The sequence below is a fragment of the Reyranella aquatilis genome (genome assembly GCF_020880995.1).
GTDB classification, from domain to species: Bacteria; Pseudomonadota; Alphaproteobacteria; order Reyranellales; family Reyranellaceae; genus Reyranella; species Reyranella aquatilis.
On the sequence record NZ_JAJISD010000010.1, the window covers coordinates 102258 to 120602 of the forward strand.

Annotated in this window: 17 protein-coding genes and 1 other RNA gene; 11 read left to right on the forward strand and 7 right to left on the reverse strand. The window is 66.5% G+C overall.

Translation table 11 applies throughout. The annotated features are described in order from the left end of the window. Positions 1–44 precede the first annotated feature (44 nt). On the reverse strand, positions 45–605 hold the full coding sequence (locus LJ725_RS21395; protein WP_230552899.1) for an SspB family protein: 561 nt from the start codon (positions 603–605) through the stop codon (positions 45–47). A gap of 105 nt (positions 606–710) precedes the next feature. Next, positions 711–1044: a transfer-messenger RNA gene (ssrA, locus tag LJ725_RS21400) on the reverse strand. A 99-nt stretch (positions 1045–1143) separates the two neighbouring features. Between ssrA and thyX the strand changes: the two genes are divergently transcribed. Further along, the gene (gene thyX / locus LJ725_RS21405) at positions 1144–2082 is read left to right on the forward strand and encodes an FAD-dependent thymidylate synthase (protein WP_230552901.1); all 939 of its coding nucleotides are present in this window, start codon (positions 1144–1146) and stop codon (positions 2080–2082) included. Continuing rightward, positions 2079–2621, forward strand: a complete 543-nt coding sequence (locus tag LJ725_RS21410) for a GNAT family N-acetyltransferase (RefSeq protein WP_230552903.1) — start codon at positions 2079–2081, stop codon at positions 2619–2621. The genes thyX and LJ725_RS21410 overlap by 4 nt, the downstream gene beginning before the upstream one ends. 61 nt (positions 2622–2682) lie before the next feature. Here the strand turns inward: LJ725_RS21410 and apbC are convergent, their stop codons facing one another. Further along, positions 2683–3849, reverse strand: a complete 1167-nt coding sequence (gene apbC, locus LJ725_RS21415; RefSeq protein WP_230552904.1) for an iron-sulfur cluster carrier protein ApbC — start codon at positions 3847–3849, stop codon at positions 2683–2685. A 141-nt stretch (positions 3850–3990) separates the two neighbouring features. Between apbC and hflK the strand changes: the two genes are divergently transcribed. The 3 genes from hflK to LJ725_RS21430 all read left to right on the forward strand — a co-directional run bounded on the left by hflK (position 3991) and on the right by LJ725_RS21430 (position 7787). Further along, on the forward strand, positions 3991–5208 hold the full coding sequence (hflK, locus tag LJ725_RS21420) for an FtsH protease activity modulator HflK (protein ID WP_230552906.1): 1218 nt from the start codon (positions 3991–3993) through the stop codon (positions 5206–5208). Beyond that, the gene (gene hflC / locus LJ725_RS21425) at positions 5205–6092 is read left to right on the forward strand and encodes a protease modulator HflC (RefSeq protein WP_230552908.1); all 888 of its coding nucleotides are present in this window, start codon (positions 5205–5207) and stop codon (positions 6090–6092) included. The genes hflK and hflC overlap by 4 nt, the downstream gene beginning before the upstream one ends. A 210-nt stretch (positions 6093–6302) precedes the next feature. Further along, on the forward strand, positions 6303–7787 hold the full coding sequence (locus LJ725_RS21430; RefSeq protein WP_230552910.1) for a DegQ family serine endoprotease: 1485 nt from the start codon (positions 6303–6305) through the stop codon (positions 7785–7787). Between the two features lie 143 nt (positions 7788–7930). Here LJ725_RS21430 and LJ725_RS21435 read toward each other — a convergent pair whose 3' ends face one another. Together LJ725_RS21435 and serB are read right to left on the reverse strand one after the other, a co-directional pair. Next, complete coding sequence (locus LJ725_RS21435; RefSeq protein WP_230552912.1) at positions 7931–8935, reverse strand: NADP-dependent oxidoreductase; 1005 nt, start codon at positions 8933–8935, stop codon at positions 7931–7933. Then, the gene (gene serB / locus LJ725_RS21440) at positions 8932–9813 is read right to left on the reverse strand and encodes a phosphoserine phosphatase SerB (RefSeq protein ID WP_408015764.1); all 882 of its coding nucleotides are present in this window, start codon (positions 9811–9813) and stop codon (positions 8932–8934) included. The genes LJ725_RS21435 and serB overlap by 4 nt, the downstream gene beginning before the upstream one ends. Before the next feature lie 50 nt (positions 9814–9863). Between serB and miaA the strand changes: the two genes are divergently transcribed. The 3 genes from miaA to ilvN all read left to right on the forward strand — a co-directional run bounded on the left by miaA (position 9864) and on the right by ilvN (position 13189). Further along, positions 9864–10799, forward strand: coding sequence for a tRNA (adenosine(37)-N6)-dimethylallyltransferase MiaA (gene miaA, locus LJ725_RS21445; RefSeq protein ID WP_230552914.1), 936 nt, complete (start codon positions 9864–9866; stop codon positions 10797–10799). A 96-nt stretch (positions 10800–10895) separates the two neighbouring features. Further along, the gene (locus LJ725_RS21450; protein WP_408015765.1) at positions 10896–12683 is read left to right on the forward strand and encodes an acetolactate synthase 3 large subunit; all 1788 of its coding nucleotides are present in this window, start codon (positions 10896–10898) and stop codon (positions 12681–12683) included. Next, on the forward strand, positions 12680–13189 hold the full coding sequence (gene ilvN / locus LJ725_RS21455) for an acetolactate synthase small subunit (RefSeq protein WP_230552917.1): 510 nt from the start codon (positions 12680–12682) through the stop codon (positions 13187–13189). The genes LJ725_RS21450 and ilvN overlap by 4 nt, the downstream gene beginning before the upstream one ends. Positions 13190–13242: 53 nt before the next feature. Here ilvN and LJ725_RS21460 read toward each other — a convergent pair whose 3' ends face one another. Next, positions 13243–13788: a hypothetical protein gene (locus tag LJ725_RS21460; protein ID WP_230552919.1), complete on the reverse strand. Its 546-nt coding sequence runs from the start codon at positions 13786–13788 to the stop codon at positions 13243–13245. 201 nt (positions 13789–13989) lie between these two features. Here LJ725_RS21460 and ilvC point away from each other — a divergent pair, with 201 nt between their 5' ends. Further along, positions 13990–15009 (forward strand): ketol-acid reductoisomerase, encoded by a 1020-nt coding sequence (ilvC, locus tag LJ725_RS21465; RefSeq protein ID WP_230552921.1) that lies wholly within the window; start codon positions 13990–13992, stop codon positions 15007–15009. 174 nt (positions 15010–15183) lie between these two features. Here ilvC and LJ725_RS21470 read toward each other — a convergent pair whose 3' ends face one another. Next, positions 15184–15942 carry an SDR family oxidoreductase gene (locus LJ725_RS21470; RefSeq protein WP_230552922.1) on the reverse strand — a complete coding sequence of 253 codons (759 nt, stop codon included), beginning with the start codon at positions 15940–15942 and terminating at the stop codon, positions 15184–15186. Positions 15943–15985: 43 nt separating this feature from the next. Here LJ725_RS21470 and LJ725_RS21475 point away from each other — a divergent pair, with 43 nt between their 5' ends. Next, positions 15986–17086 carry a Zn-dependent alcohol dehydrogenase gene (locus tag LJ725_RS21475; protein WP_230552923.1) on the forward strand — a complete coding sequence of 367 codons (1101 nt, stop codon included), beginning with the start codon at positions 15986–15988 and terminating at the stop codon, positions 17084–17086. 96 nt (positions 17087–17182) lie between these two features. Next, the gene (locus tag LJ725_RS21480; RefSeq protein ID WP_230552924.1) at positions 17183–18334 is read left to right on the forward strand and encodes an acyl-CoA dehydrogenase family protein; all 1152 of its coding nucleotides are present in this window, start codon (positions 17183–17185) and stop codon (positions 18332–18334) included. Positions 18335–18345: the final 11 nt, after the last annotated feature.

Consider the following 18345-nt stretch of genomic DNA (forward strand, 5'->3'; position numbering starts at 1 on the left):
GTCGGGGCGCCGGTTTCCTGCCGCAGCCGGGGCGCGGCGTCTAGCTACTTCTTTCGGAAGCTGTCGAGCTTGACGACCTTGGAGGCGGCGTCCTCGGGCTTGGCCGCATCGTCGGCGGCGGCTTCGGCGGGCGCCTGACCGTCCTCGCCCTCGGTGGGCGCGGCCGCGGGCCGCTTTTCCGGCACCGGTAGCGGTGTCGGCTCGGAAGCGCCTACGGGAGCGGGCGCGCCATCGAGCTTCTCGCCCGTCTTGTCGCGACGGTCGAACTGCAGGCCGAAGCGCACCGACGGATCGACGAAGGCGGAGAGGGCCGCGAACGGAACCTTGATGCGCTCCTGCTGCTTGTTGAAGCTCACCGTCACTTCGAACGAATCGTCGTGCAGGATGAGATCCCAGTACTGGTGTTGCAGAACGATCGTCATCTCTTCGGGATACTTCGCGCGCAGATACTCCGGCAGTTCCACGCCGGGATCGCCGCTGCGGAAGCTGATGTAGAAATGATGCGAGCCCGGGAGGCCCGATTCCGCGACCTGAGTCAGCACGCGTCGCACGACGCTGCGCAGCGCATCGTCGACGAGAGCGTCGTAGTGAAAGCGATCGTTCATGGCCTGTCGGAAATTTCGTGAAAGCATCGGCCCGCGGTGCGGGAGAGTCAACGATGGCAATAGCGGTCAATCGCCGGGAAGGAAAGCGGAGATGACCGGGGAATGAGTGGGGGGCTTCTGTTGCCCGGTGCCCCCCGGACCGCGCTTACGTCCGCTGTTTAGGCGGCAGCAGCGAGTGTAACGGTGTTATCGTTAGCACTTGTGAATGGCCCGTCACGGCGGAACCATACCGGGCAAAAACCGCGCCTTTACCACGCTCGTCGATCCTGGTTCGCCCCCATCGGTTCCGCCCCACGGGAAGTCCCGGGTGCGGAGAAGAATGGTGGAGGCGCCGGGTACTGCCCCCGGGTCCGAAACGCTTATTTCACGCGGCGTTTATCGCCATAGTCGGTTTCCCGACGCGCTCTATATAGGCGCTCCGCCCGGCTTTTTGAAGGCCATCCCCGGCGCCCAGTCCGCGCCCGGTCGCGTGAAGTTTTCCCATGGCCCACCGTCCGCTGCGCCCATAAAGTCCGGCGCAAACAAGGACCGCGAAACGATGCCCCTCTCCAGCGACCAGCAGGCAGAAATCGACCAGGCCAGGGCCGGCGCCCAGCCGACCTTGCGACCCGTCGCTCCGGCGCTGGAGGAAATCCTCTACCAGGCGCTGCCCGTGCTCGATCACGGCTTCGTCCGGGTCGTCGACTACATGGGCGACGACGCGGCCGTGGTGCAGGCGGCGCGCGTGAGCTACGGCCGCGGCACCAAGAAGGTGAGCGAGGATCGCGGGCTCATCAACTACCTGATGCGGCACCGGCACACGACGCCGTTCGAGATGTGCGAGATCAAGTACCACGTGAAGCTGCCGATCTTCGTGGCGCGCCAGTGGATCCGCCATCGCACCGCCAATGTGAACGAATATTCCGCGCGCTACTCGATCCTCGACAACGAGTTCTACCTGCCCAGGCCCGAGCATCTCGCGGCCCAGAGCGCGAACAACCGGCAGGGCCGCGACCAGGTGCTGACGGGCAAGGAAGCCGAGCGGGTCTTCGGCCTGCTGAAGAAGGACGCCGAGCTGGTCTACGAGCACTATCTCGAGATGCTGAACGAGGGAGAGGGCGGGGCGCCGCTCGACCCCGAGCGCTCGGGCCTCGCGCGCGAACTCGCCCGCATGAACCTGTCGCTGGGCTTCTATACGCAGTGGTACTGGAAGACCAACCTCCACAACCTGATGCATTTCCTCTCGCTGCGCGCCGACGCCCATGCGCAGTACGAGATCCGCGTCTATGCCGAGACCATGCTCGACACGCTGAAGCGCTGGTGCCCGATCAGCCACGACGCCTTCGTCGAGTACCGCATGGGAGGCACGCACCTCTCCAAGACCGGCCTCGCCATCGTCAAGCGCATGCTCGCCGGCGAGAAGGTCGACCAGAAGTCGAGTGGTCTCAGCGCCCGCGAATGGCGCGAGCTGATGGCCGCGCTCGGACAGGAAGCGTGATCCGCGATCCCGGCCGGCTGCGGCTGCTGCGCGAGCGGCCGCGCGACGCCGGGGCGGTCGAGGCGATGAACGAGGCGGCCTTCGGACCCGATCGCCAGCAGAAGACGGTCTACCGGCTGCGTGAGGGCGTGAAGCCGATTCGTGAACTCTGCTTCGTCGCCATCGACCAGAAGGACCGGATGGTGGCGTCGATTCGCAACTGGCCGATCCTGATCAGCGACAAGTGGCCGGCCGTCATGCTGGGCCCGCTCGCCATCTCGCCCGAGCTGCGCGGCATGGGCTACGGCAAGGCACTGATGTGGCACTCGATGGCGCAGTCGCGCATGCTGGGCCACAGCCGCATCATCCTGGTGGGCGATCCCGAGTACTACAACCAGTTCGGCTTCCGCCGTGACCTCGCACTGAACATCCAGCTCCCCGGCTGGGTCGAGGATCGCCGCTTCCTCGCCCTCGAACTCGTCGCCGGCTCGATGATCGGCGTGCACGGCATGATCGGCAAATGGCGCGTGGGCTGGCGGCCGAGCGGGCGCCGCAAGTAACTTTCGAGCGGAATCACTGTGGCGATGCCAGGTCCTTCGCTTCGTTCAGGACGGCAGGCCTTTACTGCACCACGATGTTCGGGGCCTTGCGGGCGCCGCGCTGGTTGGCGCTGAGTTGCTTCCACATCCGGCCGGCGATGTTCTTGTAGACCTGCGCGTGCGGGCTGTCGGGCTTCGACACGACGATGGGATGGCCGCTGTCGGACGTGGTGCGGATGTCGAGATGCAGCGGGACCTCGCCGAGGAACGGCACACCGAGCTTGACGGCTTCCTCGCGGGCGCCGCCATGGCCGAAGATCTCCGAGCGCTCGCCGCACTTGGGGCAGAGGAAATAGCTCATGTTCTCGACGATGCCGAGTACCGGCACGGCGACCTTGCGGAACATGTTCAGGCCCTTGCGCGCGTCGACCAGCGCGATGTCCTGCGGTGTCGAGACGATGACGGCGCCGGCCAGCGCCACGCGCTGCGCCAGCGTGAGCTGGGCGTCACCCGTGCCGGGCGGCATGTCGACCACCAGCACGTCGAGGTCGCCCCAGGTGACGTCGCGCAGCATCTGCTCCAGCGCGCTCGACACCATGGGCCCGCGCCAGATCATCGGCGTGTCCTCGTTCACGATGTAGCCGATCGACATGGTCTTGAGCCCGAAGCGCTCGATCGGCTTCAGCTGCTTGCCGTCCGTCGATTCGGGCTTCTCGGTCACGCCCAGCATGCGCGGCATCGAGGGGCCGTAGATGTCGGCGTCGAGCAGCCCGACCGAGAGGCCGTTTGCGGCGAGGCCGAGCGCCAGGTTGACTGCGGTGGTCGACTTGCCGACGCCGCCCTTGCCCGAGGCCACGGCGACGATGTGCTTCACGCCCGGCACGTCGATGCGGCCGCCGCCGCCCGTGGTCTTTCCGGCGGGGGCGCCGTGGTTGTGCCCATGCGCATGGCCGTGATTGCCTTGCGCTGAGGGTGCGGCCGGGCGGGGCGGGGGCGCCGCCCGCTCGGCGGTCATCACGGCGGTGGCGGAAAGGACGCCTGGCATGGCCCGGATCGCCTGCTCGCAGGCCTGGCGCAGCGGCTCGAGGGCGGTGCCGCGGGCGGGATCGACATCGAGCGTCACCGCGACATGACCGGCGCGCGTGGCGATGCCGCTCACCATGCCCAGCGCTTCGACACTGCGGCCGGTCGCCGGATCGATGACGGTTTCGAGAACCTTCCGGATGGCCGATTCGCTTATTTCCGCCATGTTCTGCTGCTTCCGCCGCGGCGCATTTTCACGTCCGCCGCTTGATTGAAGGTGGGCCTGCCGTCACATATATGCAGCTCGTGTGGAAATCAAAAGCGACAACGCGCGAACGCGCGACAAGCAGGGGCCCTGAGGTGAACGATGGCGTGGAATAACAACGGCGGCGGCCCCTGGGGCGGCGGCGGTGGAGGCGGCGGCTCTGGTGGAGGCGGCGGTCCCTGGGGTGGTGGCGGTGGCAACCGTGGCGGTGGGGGCGGCGGCGGTGGCGGCCCCTTCGGTTCGCGGCGTCCCCCCGACATGGAAGACGTCATCCGCAAGGGCCAGGAGCGGCTCAAGAACCTCATGCCCGGCGGTTTCGGCACCTACAAGGGCATCGCCCTGGTGGTGCTCGGCGCGCTGGTGATCTGGCTGGCGACCGGTTTTTTCCGCGTGCAGCCCAACCAGCAGGCGATCCAACTGGTATTCGGCAAGCCCTACGGTAAGCCGGTCGAGCCCGGCCTGCACTACAATCTGCCCGCGCCGATCGGAAACGTCGTGGTCGTGAACGTGCAGGACCAGCGCCGCACCGTCATCGGCTCGCGCGGCAACCAGGTTTCGACGCCCTATACCCGCGGCCCGCGCCCGACCTCGACCGAGAACCTGATGCTGACCGGCGATGAGAATATCGTCGACATCGAGTTCGCCGTCCTCTGGCAGATCAAGGACGTGTTCAAGTACGCATTCGACGTGCGCAATCCCGAGGAGAACGTGCGCGCGGGCGCCGAGGCCGCGATGCGCGAGATCATCGGCAAGTCGAACCTGCAATATGCCCAGACCGAGGGTCGCAGCCGCATCGAGCAGGACACCAAGGACCTGCTGCAGCGTATCCTCGACGAATACGGGCTGGGCGTGCGCATCTCGCAGATTCAGCTGTTGCGGGTCGACCCGCCGCAGGAGGTCATCGCGGCCTTCCGCGACGTGCAGGCGGCACGCGCCGACAAGGAAAAGCTGATCAACGAGGGCAATACCTACCGTAATCAGCAGCTGCCGCGCGCCAAGGGTGAGGCGGAATCGATCGTCCAGCGCGCCGAGGCCTACAAGGCCGAGATCGTGGCGCGTGCGAGCGGCGATGGCCAACGCTTCGACCAGGTCTACGAACAGTGGGCCAAGGCCAAGGACATCACCACCGAGCGGCTCTATCTCGACACGATGGAAGAGGTCCTGCGCAACGTGAACAAGGTGCTGGTCGACAAGGGCACGACTAACAATGGTGGCGTCCTGCCCTATCTGCCGCTGCCTGAGCTGCGGTCGAGCCAGACGCCGGGGGTGGGGCCGCAACCCCGACCGGCGCCTCAGCCGCTGCCGGGAGCCACGCGATGAGCAACCGTTCGATCTTCGCCCTGATCGCGCTCGCGATCGTGGGCTTTCTCCTGACCCAGACCTTCTACACGGTCGATCCGACCAAGCAGGTCCTCGTCCGCCAGTTCGGCGCGATCGTCGGCGAACCGAAGACCCAGCCGGGTCTCTATGCCAAGATCCCGGTGGTGCAGGACATCCAGCGGATCGACCGCCGGCTGCTCGACTACGAAGCCGAGGAGTTCGAGATCATCGCGGGCGACCAGAAGCGCCTCGTGGTCGATGCCTACGCCCGCTACAAGATCGTGGCGGCCAAGCGCTATGCGCAGACCGTGCCGGGCGGCGAGACCACCCTGCGCGGGCTGCTCGATTCGCTGATCAACTCGGAAATCCGCGGCGTCCTGTCGTCGGTGCCGCTGCATGCGGTGCTGACCGACCAGCGCGCCAACCTGATGGACGAGATCACCAAGCGGGTGAACGGCAAGACCATGGAACTGGGGGTCGAGACGGTCGACGTGCGCATCAAGCGTGCCGACCTGCCCCAGGCCAACTCCCAGTCGGTCTACAACCGCATGAAGACCGACCGCGAGCGCGAGGCCGGCCAGCTTCGCGCCGAGGGCGACGAGGAGAATGCCCGCATCAAGGCGACGGCCGACCGCGAGGTCGCCGTGATCAAGGCGGATGCCGGGCTGAAGGCGCAGGTCCTGAAGGGCGAGGCGGATGCCGCCGCGACCGAGATCTACGCCAAGGCGTTCAGCAAGGATAAGGACTTCTACGCCTTCTACCGGCGCATGGAGGCCTACAAGCAGGCGTTCGGTTCCGGCGGCTCGACCATGCTGCTGAGCCCGGACAACGACTTCTTCCGCTACTTCAACGACCCGTCGGGGCTGGCTGCGCCCAGGAAGTAAAGACCGGCAAGAACCGTACCGGACCGGCGGCTGTGGCACTCCTGCCACGCCGCCGGTTTCTTTTTCGGGACACGCGAAAAACCCAGCAAATACGGGCCTGATAACGACCTCTTTATTTGCGCCACAATCGGGCCGCAGGTAGACAGGAACTCTAACGCGCGGCGCCGGCCGTACCGACCGTTTGGCCTTGAGCGCCGTTGGAGGTCGGTCGTGATTCTAGCTGATTTTCAAGGCTATTTCAGAGGAGCCGCTCTCGCGGCCATCGCGTCGCTCGGCCTTGCGGCGGCGGAGCCGGCCTGGGCTCGCCAGCCTTCGGAAAGCTTCTCGGAGCTGGTCGACAAGCTGATGCCGACCGTCGTCAACATCACGACGACGCAGAACGTGCCCCAGCAGGGTCCGCGCCTGCGCGACATGCCCCAACTCCCGCCCGGCTCGCCGTTCGAGGAGCTCTTCAAGGAGTTCTTCGACAAGCGCGGTGGCGAGGAGCAGCAGAAGCGCCGCGGCACCTCGCTCGGCTCAGGGTTCGTGATCGACGGCGACGGCTACATCGTCACCAACAACCATGTCATCCAGGGCGCCGAGGACATCACCGTCATCTTCCGCGACGACACCCAGCTCAAGGCCAAGCTGATCGGCTCCGACAGCCGCATCGACCTCGCCGTCCTCAAGGTCGAGCCGCCCAACAAGAAGCCGCTGCCGGCGGTGAAATGGGGCGATTCGGACAAGGCACGGGTCGGCGACTGGGTGATCGCCATCGGCAACCCGTTCGGCATGGGCCATTCGGTGACTGCCGGCATCATCTCGGCGCGCGGCCGTTCGCTGAACGATTCGCTCGACGACTACCTGCAGACCGACGCCGCCATCAACAAGGGCAACTCGGGCGGTCCGCTGTTCAACACCGACGGCGAGGTGATCGGCGTCAACACCGCGATCTACTCGCCCTCCGGCACCAATGCGGGTCTTGCCTTCTCGATCCCGTCGAACCTCGTGAAGCAGGTCGCCGATCAGCTGCGCGAGTTCGGCAAGGTCAAGCGCGGCTGGATCGGCGTCAGCTACCAGAGCGTGACCGACGACATCGCCGATTCGTTCGGCCTCGATCGCGCCCGCGGCGTGCTGGTGGCGAACGTCACGGCCGACGGCCCGGCCGCCAAGGCGGGCGTGAAGCGCAACGACATCATCATCTCCTTCGCCGGCCAGGACGTGCTCGACCTGCGCCGCTTCCCGAAGATCGTGGCCAATGCCCGGGTGGGCAACACCGTCGACGTCGTGGTCTGGCGCGGGGGCAAGGAAGTGCCCTTGAAGCTTCGTGTCGGCGAGCAGGAAGAGGCCGAGAAGCAGAACACTTCGGCGCAGGGCGGAAAGAAGCCGGCCGAGCCCGACCAGGCAGTGACCTCGACCATCGAGCAGCTCGGCCTTTCGCTGCAGAAGGTCACCGACCAGCTGCGCGAGCGCTATGGGCTCTCCGACCAGGTGAAGGGCGTGATCATTACCAAGGTGGCGCCGAACAGCCCGGCCGCCGAGAAGCAACTCCAGGCGGGCGACGTCATCCTCGAGGTCGACCAGAAGCCGGTGACGTCGCCACAGGAGGTCACCGATCTCGTGACCAAGCTGCAGCAGCAGAAGAAGCGCTCCGTGCTGCTCTTCGTCGAACGCCAGGGCGACCCCAGGTTCGCAGCGCTGCGGCTGCAGAAGTAGGGTTCACCTCGGACAAACGGAAAGGCCGCGCACTGCGCGGCCTTTTTGCTTATTGGAGCGAGCCCGCCCGTGGCGCTCATGCTTCGCGGGCGGACAACGGAAGAGCGCCACTGGAGTGGCGCGCTCCAAAGCGGCGGTTTCGGCTAACCGATCTTCACCACCAGCTTGCCGAAGTTCTCGCCCTTGAGCAGGCCCATGAAGGCCTCGGGCGCCCTGGCGATGCCGTCGATCACGGTCTCGCGGCTCTTGAGCTTGCCCGACGCCACCAGCCCGCCGACCTCGTTCACGAAGTCGCCCATCAGGGCCACATGGTCGGAGACGATGAAGCCCTGCAGCGTCAGCCGGCGCTGGACGATGGTGAACATCTTCTCCGGGCCCGCGATCGGCGTCGCGTCCTGGTATTCCGAGATGGCGCCGCAGAAGGCGACGCGGCCGAAATTGTTCAGGCGCGCAAACACGGCGTGGAAGATCTTGCCGCCGACATTCTCGAAGTCGGCATCGATGCCCTGCGGGCAGAGCTTGTCGAGCACCGCGCCGACGTCGCGCTCGGTCTTGTGGTTGAAGCAGGCGTCGTAGCCCGCCTCGCGTACCGCCCACTGGCACTTCTGCTCGTCGCCGGCGCAGCCCACGACGCGGGCGCCCGCCAGCTTGGCGAGCTGGCCCGCCACCTGGCCGACCGCGCCGGTCGCGGCGGAAACGAACACCGTTTCGCCGGCCTTGGGCTTGCAGATGTGCTTGATGCCGTACCAGGCGGTGAAGCTCGGCATGCCCAGCACGCCGAGATAGGCCGAAAGCGGCAGGCCGGCGGCGTCGATCTTGCGCAGGCCCTTGCCGTCATGGACCGTATGCGTGGCCCAGTTCAGCATGCCCATGACGATGTCGCCCTTGGCATAGCGCGGGTTCTTCGACTCGACCACTTCGCCGACCGAGCCGCCGGTCAGCGGCTTGTCGAGTTCGAAGGGCGGCGTGTAGGAGCGCAGCTCGGTCATGCGCGGGCGCATGTAGGGATCGAGCGACAGGAAGCGCTGCGCCACCAGGATCTGGCCGTCGGCCAGGGCGGGGAGCGCGACGGTCTCGCTGCGGAAGCAATCGGCGGTGACGTCGCCCTCGGGGCGCCTGGCGAGGACGATCTGCTGGATGTCGGTCATGGGTCTTTCCTCTCTTCGAAGTCGCTGCGGCGATAGCCCTGAAGGTAGAGCAGTGCGGTGAGATCGCCATGGTCGATGCGTGCCTGGACTTCGGCGGCAACAGCCGGCTTGGCGTGGAACGCGACGCCGAGGCCGGCGGCCTTCAGCATCGGCAGGTCGTTGGCGCCGTCCCCGACCGTCACGGCATCGGCGACGCCGAGGCCGCGCTCGCCGGCCAGCCGTTGCAAGGTCGCGAGCTTGGCTTCCTTGCCGAGGATCGGGCGGCCGACCGTGCCGGCCAGCGAGCTGCCGTCATGCTCCAGCACGTTGGCGGCATCGAGATCGAAGCCCAGCGTCTTGCGCACCATTGCGGTGAAGTAGGTGAAGCCGCCCGAAACCAGCGCGCAAAACGCGCCGTGCTTCTTCATGGTGGCGACCAGCGTGGCGCCGCCCGGCATGTAGCGGATGCGCGTCGCGGCCTCGTCGAGGCGTCCGACGGGGAGGCCCTTGAGCAGGCCGACCCGCTCCTCGAGCGCGCCGGCGAAATCGATCTCGCCGTTCATGGCGCGGGCGGTGATGCCGGCAATCTTCTCGCGCAGGCCCAGGAAGTCGGCCAGTTCGTCGAGCATCTCGTTGTGGATCATGGTCGATTCCATGTCCGCGACGAGCAGCTTCTTGCGCCGTCCCTCGGCGGCCAGCACCACCGCATCGACATCGGGCAGGCGGGGCGCGACGGCCGTGCCCTCGAACGGCAGGTCGCAGGCGATGCCTGGCGCCAGCCACTCGGGAGTGCCCACGGCCACGCCGGCGCCCTTCAGGGCTTCTAGGGCGGAGGCCACGGCCGCATCGGTCACGGCGGGGCGAGCGGGATCGGATATCAGGACGAGGACGTTTTTCACGCCCCGGCTCTAGCGGTGGGGTCGCGGATTTGCAAACAGTGCGGCCGCTCATGATTTCGCCGGCCCAAGCTCCCGTCATCGTCGTCACCGGACCGACCGCCAGCGGCAAGTCGGCGCTGGCGCTCGAACTCGCCGAACGGCGGGGCGGAACGGTGATCAATGCCGACGCGATGCAGACCTACAATGCCTTTCCGATCCTGACGGCGCAGCCGACGGCCGAGGAGCAGGCACGGGCGCCGCACGCCCTCTATGGCGTGCTGCCGCTGGCCGAGACCGTCTCGGCGGCGCGCTGGCGCACCATGGCGGGCGCGGAGATCGAGCGGGCGCGGGCCGCCGGGCGCCTGCCCATCCTGTGTGGCGGATCGGGCCTCTACCTGCGCACCCTGATGAAGGGCATCTCGCCGATTCCCGACGCGGCCCCCGAACTGCGGGAGCAGGCCAATGCGGACTGGGTCGCGCTCGGTCCCGACGCCTTCCGGGGGCGCCTCGCCGAGCACGATCCCGTCATCGTCGGCCGCCTGAAGCCGGGAGACCGCCAGCGCCATGTCCGTGCCTGGGAGGTCTGGCAGGCCACGGGCCGCCCCCTGAGTGCCTGGCAGGAAGGCGAGGCCTCGGCCGCACCCTGGCGCTTCCTGACCGTGCTCCTGGTGCCCGACCGGACCTGGCTGCGCGAGCGCATCGAGCGACGGTTCGACATCATGCTTGCCGGCGGCATCGTCGCCGAGGCGCGGGCGGTGTTCGACCGCCGGCCCGATCCGGCCTGGCCGGGGCTCAAGGCGCATGGAGCCCCTGAACTGTTCCGCCACTTCCGGGGCGAGATGTCGCTGGCCGACGTTCGGCGGATCGCCATCGACCATACGCGGCAGTATGCCAAGCGCCAGATGACGTGGTTCAGGCACCAGATGACACCAGATCTGGTATTCGACCCAAGGGCTGATCAAGCTCTGGGCACGATTGAGAAATATTTGGACAATCCAGACGCCTGAAACTTTGCGTTTCGAACTTTTTGGATTGACCGCCTCCGACCCGGCCACTATGTTCCGCCGCGCCGCAAAACCCCCGTTTTGCGGCACATTTGTCAGATGGAGAGCACTGTGACGAAGCCCGAGGAGTCCGCCACGACCGGCGCCGATCTGTTGGTGAAAGCCCTGATCGACGAGGAAGTCGAGGTCGTCTTCGGCTACCCGGGTGGCGCCGTCCTGCCGATCTACGATTCCCTGTTCAAGCAGAACCGGCTGCGCCACATCCTGGTGCGGCACGAGCAGGCGGCGGTGCACGCCGCCGAGGGCTATGCCCGCTCGACCGGCAAGGTGGGCGTGGTGCTGGTGACCTCGGGCCCGGGCGCGACCAATGCCGTGACCGGCCTGACCGACGCCCTGATGGACTCCATTCCGATCGTCTGCCTGACGGGCCAGGTCCCGACCCACCTGATCGGCAACGACGCCTTCCAGGAAGCCGACACGACGGGCATCACGCGCCCCTGTACCAAGCATAACTACCTGGTGAAGTCGGTGAGCGACCTGGCGCGCTCGGTCCACGAGGCGTTCTACGTGGCGCGCTCCGGCCGTCCCGGCCCGGTCGTCATTGACCTGCCCAAGGACGTGCTGATGAACAAGCACGAGTACGTGCCGCCGCCTAAGGTCGCGGTGACGCACAAGAGCTACCGGCCGCAGATCAAGCCCGACCCGAAGAAGATCGAGCAGGCGGTCGAGATGATGGCCGCCGCCAAGCGTCCGGTGTTCTACGCCGGCGGCGGCGTCATCAACTCCGGGCCGAAGGCCTCGAAGCTGCTGACGCAGCTCGTGCACCTGACGGGCTTTCCGGTGACCAACACGCTGATGGGACTGGGCGCCTTCCCGGCGTCGGACAAGCAGTTCCTCGGCATGCTGGGCATGCACGGCACCTACGAAGCCAACCTGGCGATGCACGGCTGCGACGTGATGATCAACATCGGCGCGCGCTTCGACGATCGCATCACCGGCAACCTCTCGAAGTTCTCGCCGGGCTCGAAGAAGATCCACGCCGACATCGATCCCTCGTCGATCAACAAGAACGTGCATGTCGATCTCGCCATCGTGGGCGATGCGACGGCCGTGCTCGAGGAGATGATCAAGCTCTGGAAGGCGCGGCAGCCCAAGGTCGACCAGAAGGCGCTCAAGGCCTGGTGGGCCGAGATCGAAACGTGGCGCGCCCGCAATTGCCTCGCCTACAAGCCGAACAAGCAGGTGATCAAGCCGCAATACGCGCTGGAGCGGCTCTATCACCACATCAAGGACAAGGACCACTACATCACGACCGAAGTGGGCCAGCACCAGATGTGGGCGGCGCAGTTCCTGAAGTTCGAGCAGCCCAACCGCTGGATGACCTCGGGCGGCCTCGGCACCATGGGCTACGGCTTCCCTGCCGCGCTCGGCGTGCAGATCGCCCATCCCGAGGCGCTGGTCATCGACGTCGCCGGCGAGGCCTCGATCCTGATGAACATCCAGGAGCTCTCGACGGCGGCGCAGTATCGCCTGCCGGTGAAGATCTTCGTTCTCAACAACCACTACATGGGCATGGTCCGCCAGTGGCAGGAGCTGCTGCACGGTGGACGCTACTCGGAGAGCTACTCCGAATCGCTGCCCGACTTCGTGAAGGTTGCCGAGGCGTTCGGGGCCAAGGGCCTGCGCTGCGAGGATCCCGCCAAGCTCGACGACACGATCAAGGAGATGATCGATCTGAAGCATCCCGTCATCGTCGACGTCATCGTCGACGAAAAGGAGAACTGCTTCCCGATGATTCCGTCGGGTGCGGCGCATAACGAGATGCTGCTGGGTCCGGAAGACAGGCAGTCCACGACGGTTTCGGAAGAAGGCATGGTGCTGGTGTGAGCAAGGATACGATCGTCGCCCATACCATCTCCGTCCTGGTGGCCAACGAGCCGGGCATCCTCGCGCGCGTGGTCGGTCTTTTTTCGGGCCGCGGCTACAACATCGAGAGCCTGACCGTCGCGGAGACGAACGCGAAGGAAAGCCAGTCGCGGATCACCATCGTGACCAAGGGTACGCCGATGATCATCGAGCAGATCAAGGCGCAGCTCGACCGCCTCGTGCCAGTCTATCGCGTGCGCGATCTCACGGTCGAGGGGCCGCACATCGAGCGCGAGCTGGCGCTGGTCAAGGTCAAGGGCGTCGGGGAGAAGCGCGTCGAGGCGCTGCGTCTGGCCGACGTGTTCCGCGCGAAGGTGATCGACGCCAAGTCCGATTCCTTCGTCTTCGAGGTCACCGGCAACACCGACAAGGTGCAGACCTTCATCGGCCTTATGGAGGCCCTGGGCCTGGTCGACGTCGTCCGCACCGGCATCGTCGCCATGTCGCGCGGCGGCGAGGCGCTTTAGGCTTTTCAAGGGAGCGCGCCACTCCTGCGGCGCGCCCCCTTCAACCATCTCGGTCAGTAGTTCGACAGGCCCTTGATCGAGGCGACGCGGGCCTCGATCTCGGCGAGGTTGGCCGGCGTCTTGTCGATCACGAACAGCGCCTGGGTACGGCCGTTCATCTGCAGGGGATCGCCGCCCTCGCGCTGCTGCATCTCGCCCAGGAAGGTGCCGGCGGGGCGGCAGGTCGGTGTGGCGCTCAGTCCACCGAAGTTGACGCCGGGATAGCGCAGGCAGATCTGGGTGATCTGCTGGCCGCTGGAATCGCTGGTGTTCTCGACCATCCACTGGCCCTGGAAGATGCGGCGCTGGCCGACCATCCAGACGAGGTCGCGCCCGTCCGCCGTGGAATAGTGGATCTGGGCCGGGCCGTTGCCACGGGTCCACAGCCAGGTGTGGTTGCGCATCGCCCGGGCGGCCCCGTGCAGCGTCGAGTTCTCCACGGCGTAGTCGATGCCCGGCATGGCAAGCGCCGGCCCGGTGGGCGCGTCGGAGGGCTGCGAGCAGGCCGCCAGCGCGAGGGCGGCGAGCGGGAGGGCGAGGGCGGAGCGAAGAGACGACATCAGGAAGCTTTCCTCTCGGAGGCTTGGGCGGGAGCGGCACCCCCATACCATATGTAGAACCGGGGTTCGCTGGCGAGGGGCGTCCGGGGTTCGACGCAGGGCGACCATGCAGGGAAGCAGCATTCGAGGCTGGTTTTTACGGGCCGGTTTGTCTACTAACCCCCGTTCTTTGCGAGAAGTCAGCCAGGAGGAATGGCGCCAATGCGTGTCTACTACGATCGTGATGCCGACGTGAACCTGATCAAGGGCAAGAAGGTCCTGATCGTCGGTTACGGCAGCCAGGGCCATGCCCACGCCATGAACCTGCGCGATTCGGGCGTCAAGGACGTGCGCATCGCGCTCAAGGCCGGCTCCGCCACGATCAAGAAGGCCGAGGGCGCGGGCTTCACCGTGATGACTCCCGCCGAAGGCGCCAAGTGGGCCGACATCGTGATGATGCTGACCCCGGACGAATTGCAGTCGGACATCTACAACGCCGACCTCGCCGGCAACATGAAGCAGGGCGCGGCACTCGCTTTCGCGCACGGCCTCAACGTCCACTTCAACCTGCTGACGCCGCGTCCGGACCTCGACGTGTTCATGATCGCGCCGAAGGGCCCGGGCCACACCGTGCGCTCCGAGTATGTCCGCGGCGGCGGCGTGCCCTGCCTCGTGGCGGTGGCGCAGAACTCCTCGGGCAACGCGCTCGAGATCGCGCTCAGCTACTCCTCGGCGGTGGGCGGCGGTCGCGCCGGCACCATCGAGACCTCGTTCAAGGAAGAGTGCGAGACCGACCTGTTCGGCGAGCAGGTCGTCCTGTGCGGCGGCCTCGTCGAGCTGATCAAGGCCGGCTATGAGACGCTGGTCGAGGCGGGCTACGCGCCGGAGATGGCCTACTTCGAGTGCCTGCACGAAGTGAAGCTGATCGTCGACCTCATCTTCGAGGGCGGCATCGCCAACATGAACTACTCGATCTCCAACACCGCCGAGTACGGTGAGTACCGGACCGGCCCGCGCATCGTGACGGCCGAGACCAAGGCCGAGATGAAGCGCGTCCTCGAAGACATCCAGTCGGGCCGCTTCGCCCGCGACTGGATGCTGGAGAACAAGGTCAACCAGGCCTCGTTCAAGGCCACGCGCAAGCGCATGTCGGAGCACCCGATCGAAGAGATCGGCGAGAAGCTCCGCGCGATGATGCCGTGGATCAAGGAGAAGGCCTTGGTGGACAAGGCGCGCAACTAGCGCGCCTTGGACGCCGGCGGGCGGCAGCGCTTGTAACCAAGCGCGAGAGCCCGCACGGTCCAGAAAGAATGAAGGCGCCGAAACCCGGCGCCTTTTTCTTGTCTTTTCTGTACTGAGCGGGCTCCCGCGCCTGTGAAGGCGCTGCCGCCCGCCGGCGCGCAACGAGTTGCGCGCCTAAATGATGTAACCACCACCCGACGCATCGAGCATCGCGCCGGTGATGAAGGACGACTCGTCCGAGAGCAGCCACAGCGCCGCCTCGGCGATCTCCGCCGATGTGCCGACGCGTCCCATGGGAATGGACTTCTCGATGTTGGCCCGAAACGCCGGATCCTTCAGCCGTCCCTCGGTCATCTCTGTCAGCACCATGCCCGGCCGCAGCGAGTTCACGCGGATGCCCTCGGCCGCAACCTCGCGGGCAAAGCCCTTGGTGAACGCATCGACCGCTCCCTTGCTGGCTGCATAGGCCGAGGAGCCCAGCCGCCCGCCGAGCGTCGCGGCCATCGATGACACGTTGACGATCGAGCCGCCCTTGCCGCCGTGCCGGGTCGACATGCGCTTTGCTGCCTCGCGGCAGCACAGCATCAGGCCGGTGACGTTGGTGGCAAAAAGATTGGCCAGCACCGCGGCGTCGTATTCGTCGACCCGCCCGCGCTTGCCGTTGCTGCCGGCACTGTTCACCAGATGGGTGATCGGCCCCAGCGCCTTCTCGGTCTCCTCGAACAGCCGCACGATGTCGGCCTCGCGGGACATGTCGCCGCGCAGGGCGATGGCCTTGCCGTCCTTGGCCTCGATGTCGGCGACCACCTGTTTGGCCTGGGTGTCGCGGGTCCGGTAGTTGATGGCGATGGCGTAGCCGCGCGTGGCCGCACGACGGGCGGTCTCGGCGCCGATGCCCGAAGCGCCGCCGGTGATCAGGAGGGTTTTGCTCATGGCGCGATGATATAGTGTCGGCAACGCTTCGGGAGGAAAAAGCATGAAGGCCGCCGTTCTGTTCAAGCCCAACGAGCCGCTGCAGGTCGTGGAGTGCGAACTCGACCCGCCCAAGGCGCAGGAAGTGCGCGTGAGGATGAAGGCCTCGGGCGTGTGCCAGAGCGACTGGCACATCATGAACGGCGACTGGCCGTCCCCCCTGCCGATCGTGCCGGGCCACGAGGCGGCAGGCGAGATCCTAGAGTGCGGCCCGGGCGTCACGACGGTGAAGCCCGGCGACCATGTGATCTTCTCGTTCCGTCCCCATTGCGGGCGCTGCCGGTACTGCTCGCAGGGCCGCACGGTTCTCTGCATCGGCCGCGCTTCGGTACCGCCGGGTGCGCAGCACGACGGCACGCTGCGGCTGAAGCACAAGGGCCAGGGCGTCAACCAGATGGCCCGCATCGGCACCTTCGCCGAGGAGGTCGTGGTGCCGGAAGAGATGGTGGTGCCGATCCGCAAGGACATGCCGTGGGCGCAGGCCGCGCTCGTCGGCTGCTGCGTGGCGACGGGCGTCGGCGCCGTGACGCGCCACGCCAAGATCGAAGCGGGCTCGACCGTGCTGGTGATCGGCTGTGGCGGCGTCGGCCTCAACGCGGTGCAGGGTGCCATGCTCTCGGGCGCTTCCAAGATCATCGCGGCCGACATCCTCGACAACAAGCTCGAGATGGCGAAGACCTTCGGCGCCACCCACACGATCAACACCGCGACCGACAACGATCCGGTGAAGAAGGTGAAGGAGATCACCGGCGGTCTGGGCGTCGACTACTCCTTCGACGCGGTGTCGATCGACCGGACGCAGGCGCTGGCCTTCGACGCGCTGGCCCCGGGCGGCCACGGCGTCGCGGTCGGCATCTCCGCGGCCACGGTGAAGGCGCAGTATTCGCCCATGATGATGGTGTTCGGCGAGAAGACGATGAGCGGCACCTTCTATGGCTCGGTGCGGCCCGATCTCGATTTCCCGGTGCTGGTCGACCACTACATGAACAAGCGGCTGAACATCGACGGCCTGATCAGCCGCACCTACAGGCTCGAAGAGATCAACGAGGGCTTCAAGCGCATGATGGCGGGCGAGGTCGCGCGCGGCGTCGTGGTGTTCGACTGATCATGTCTCTCTATGAAATCCTCGTCTTCGTGGCTCTCGCCGGCGTCGGCGGCTGGGCTTACTACCTGTACCGCCAGGACACGAAGCCCAAGTGAAATGAGCACCCTCGACGAATTCGGCCTGACCGACGAGCAGGTCCTGATCCGGCGCAACGTCGCCGAGCTGCTGGCCCGCGTACTGCCGCCGGAGGAGATCCGGCGGCTCGACGAGGACTCGGCGTTCCCGAACGCAGCGTTCGATGCGCTGGCGGAAGCGGGCTACATGGCGCTGCCCTACGATCCGGCCTATGGCGGCATGGGCGGCAGCCGCAAGGATCTCGTCGTGCTGGTCGAGGCGCTGGCGCGCCACTACAGCGGCGCGTCCTCGCTCTACCTGCCGACCGTCGTCTATGGCGGCATGCACCTGCAACTCACGGCGGGCGAGCATCTCAGGCGGCGCTACCTGCCGGAGATCTGTGCCGGCAAGCTCAAGTCGGCCTTCGCCTTGTCGGAGCCCGACACCGGCTCGGATGCGTCGGGCATCAAGACGCGCGCGGTGCGCGACGGCAACGGCTACCGGATCACCGGGCAGAAGCTCTACATCAGCGCCGCGCACGTCGCCGACTATCTGATGGTCGTGGCCAAGACCGACAGCGAAGCGCGGCACAAGGGCGTGACACTGTTCTGGGTCGATGCGCGCGCGGCGGGCCTCACCATGAAGCCGTTGCCGACGCTCGGCCGGCGCACGACGCACGCCAACGAGATATTTTTCGACGGTGTGTTCGTGCCGGCCGACCATGTGATCGGCGAGGAGAATCGCGGCTGGTCAGGTCTGATGAAGGGGCTGAACCTCGAACGCCTGTGTCTCGCGGCACAAGCCTGCGGCAACATGCATTTCGCCATCGAGTACGCCAAGCGCTTCGCCCAGGAGCGCATCCAGTTCGGCCAGCCAATCTCGAAGTTCCAGGCGATCCAGCACAAGTTCGCCGACATGCGCATCCTGCTGCGCACGACGCAGGCGCTGACCTATCGCCTCGCCGACATGCTCGATGCCGGCCTCGATCCCGTCGAGGAGACGGCGATCGCCAAGATCCAGGGTACCGACGGCGAGTTCAAGTGCGCCCATCTCGCCATGGAGATCATGGGCGGCGCCGGCTACACGATGGCGCACGACATCCAGCGCCTGTTCCGCGACGTGCGGGTCGGCTCGATCGGCGGCGGCACCAACGACATCCAGCGCAACACCATCGCCAAGATGATGGGCCTCTGAGTGCGCGAGAT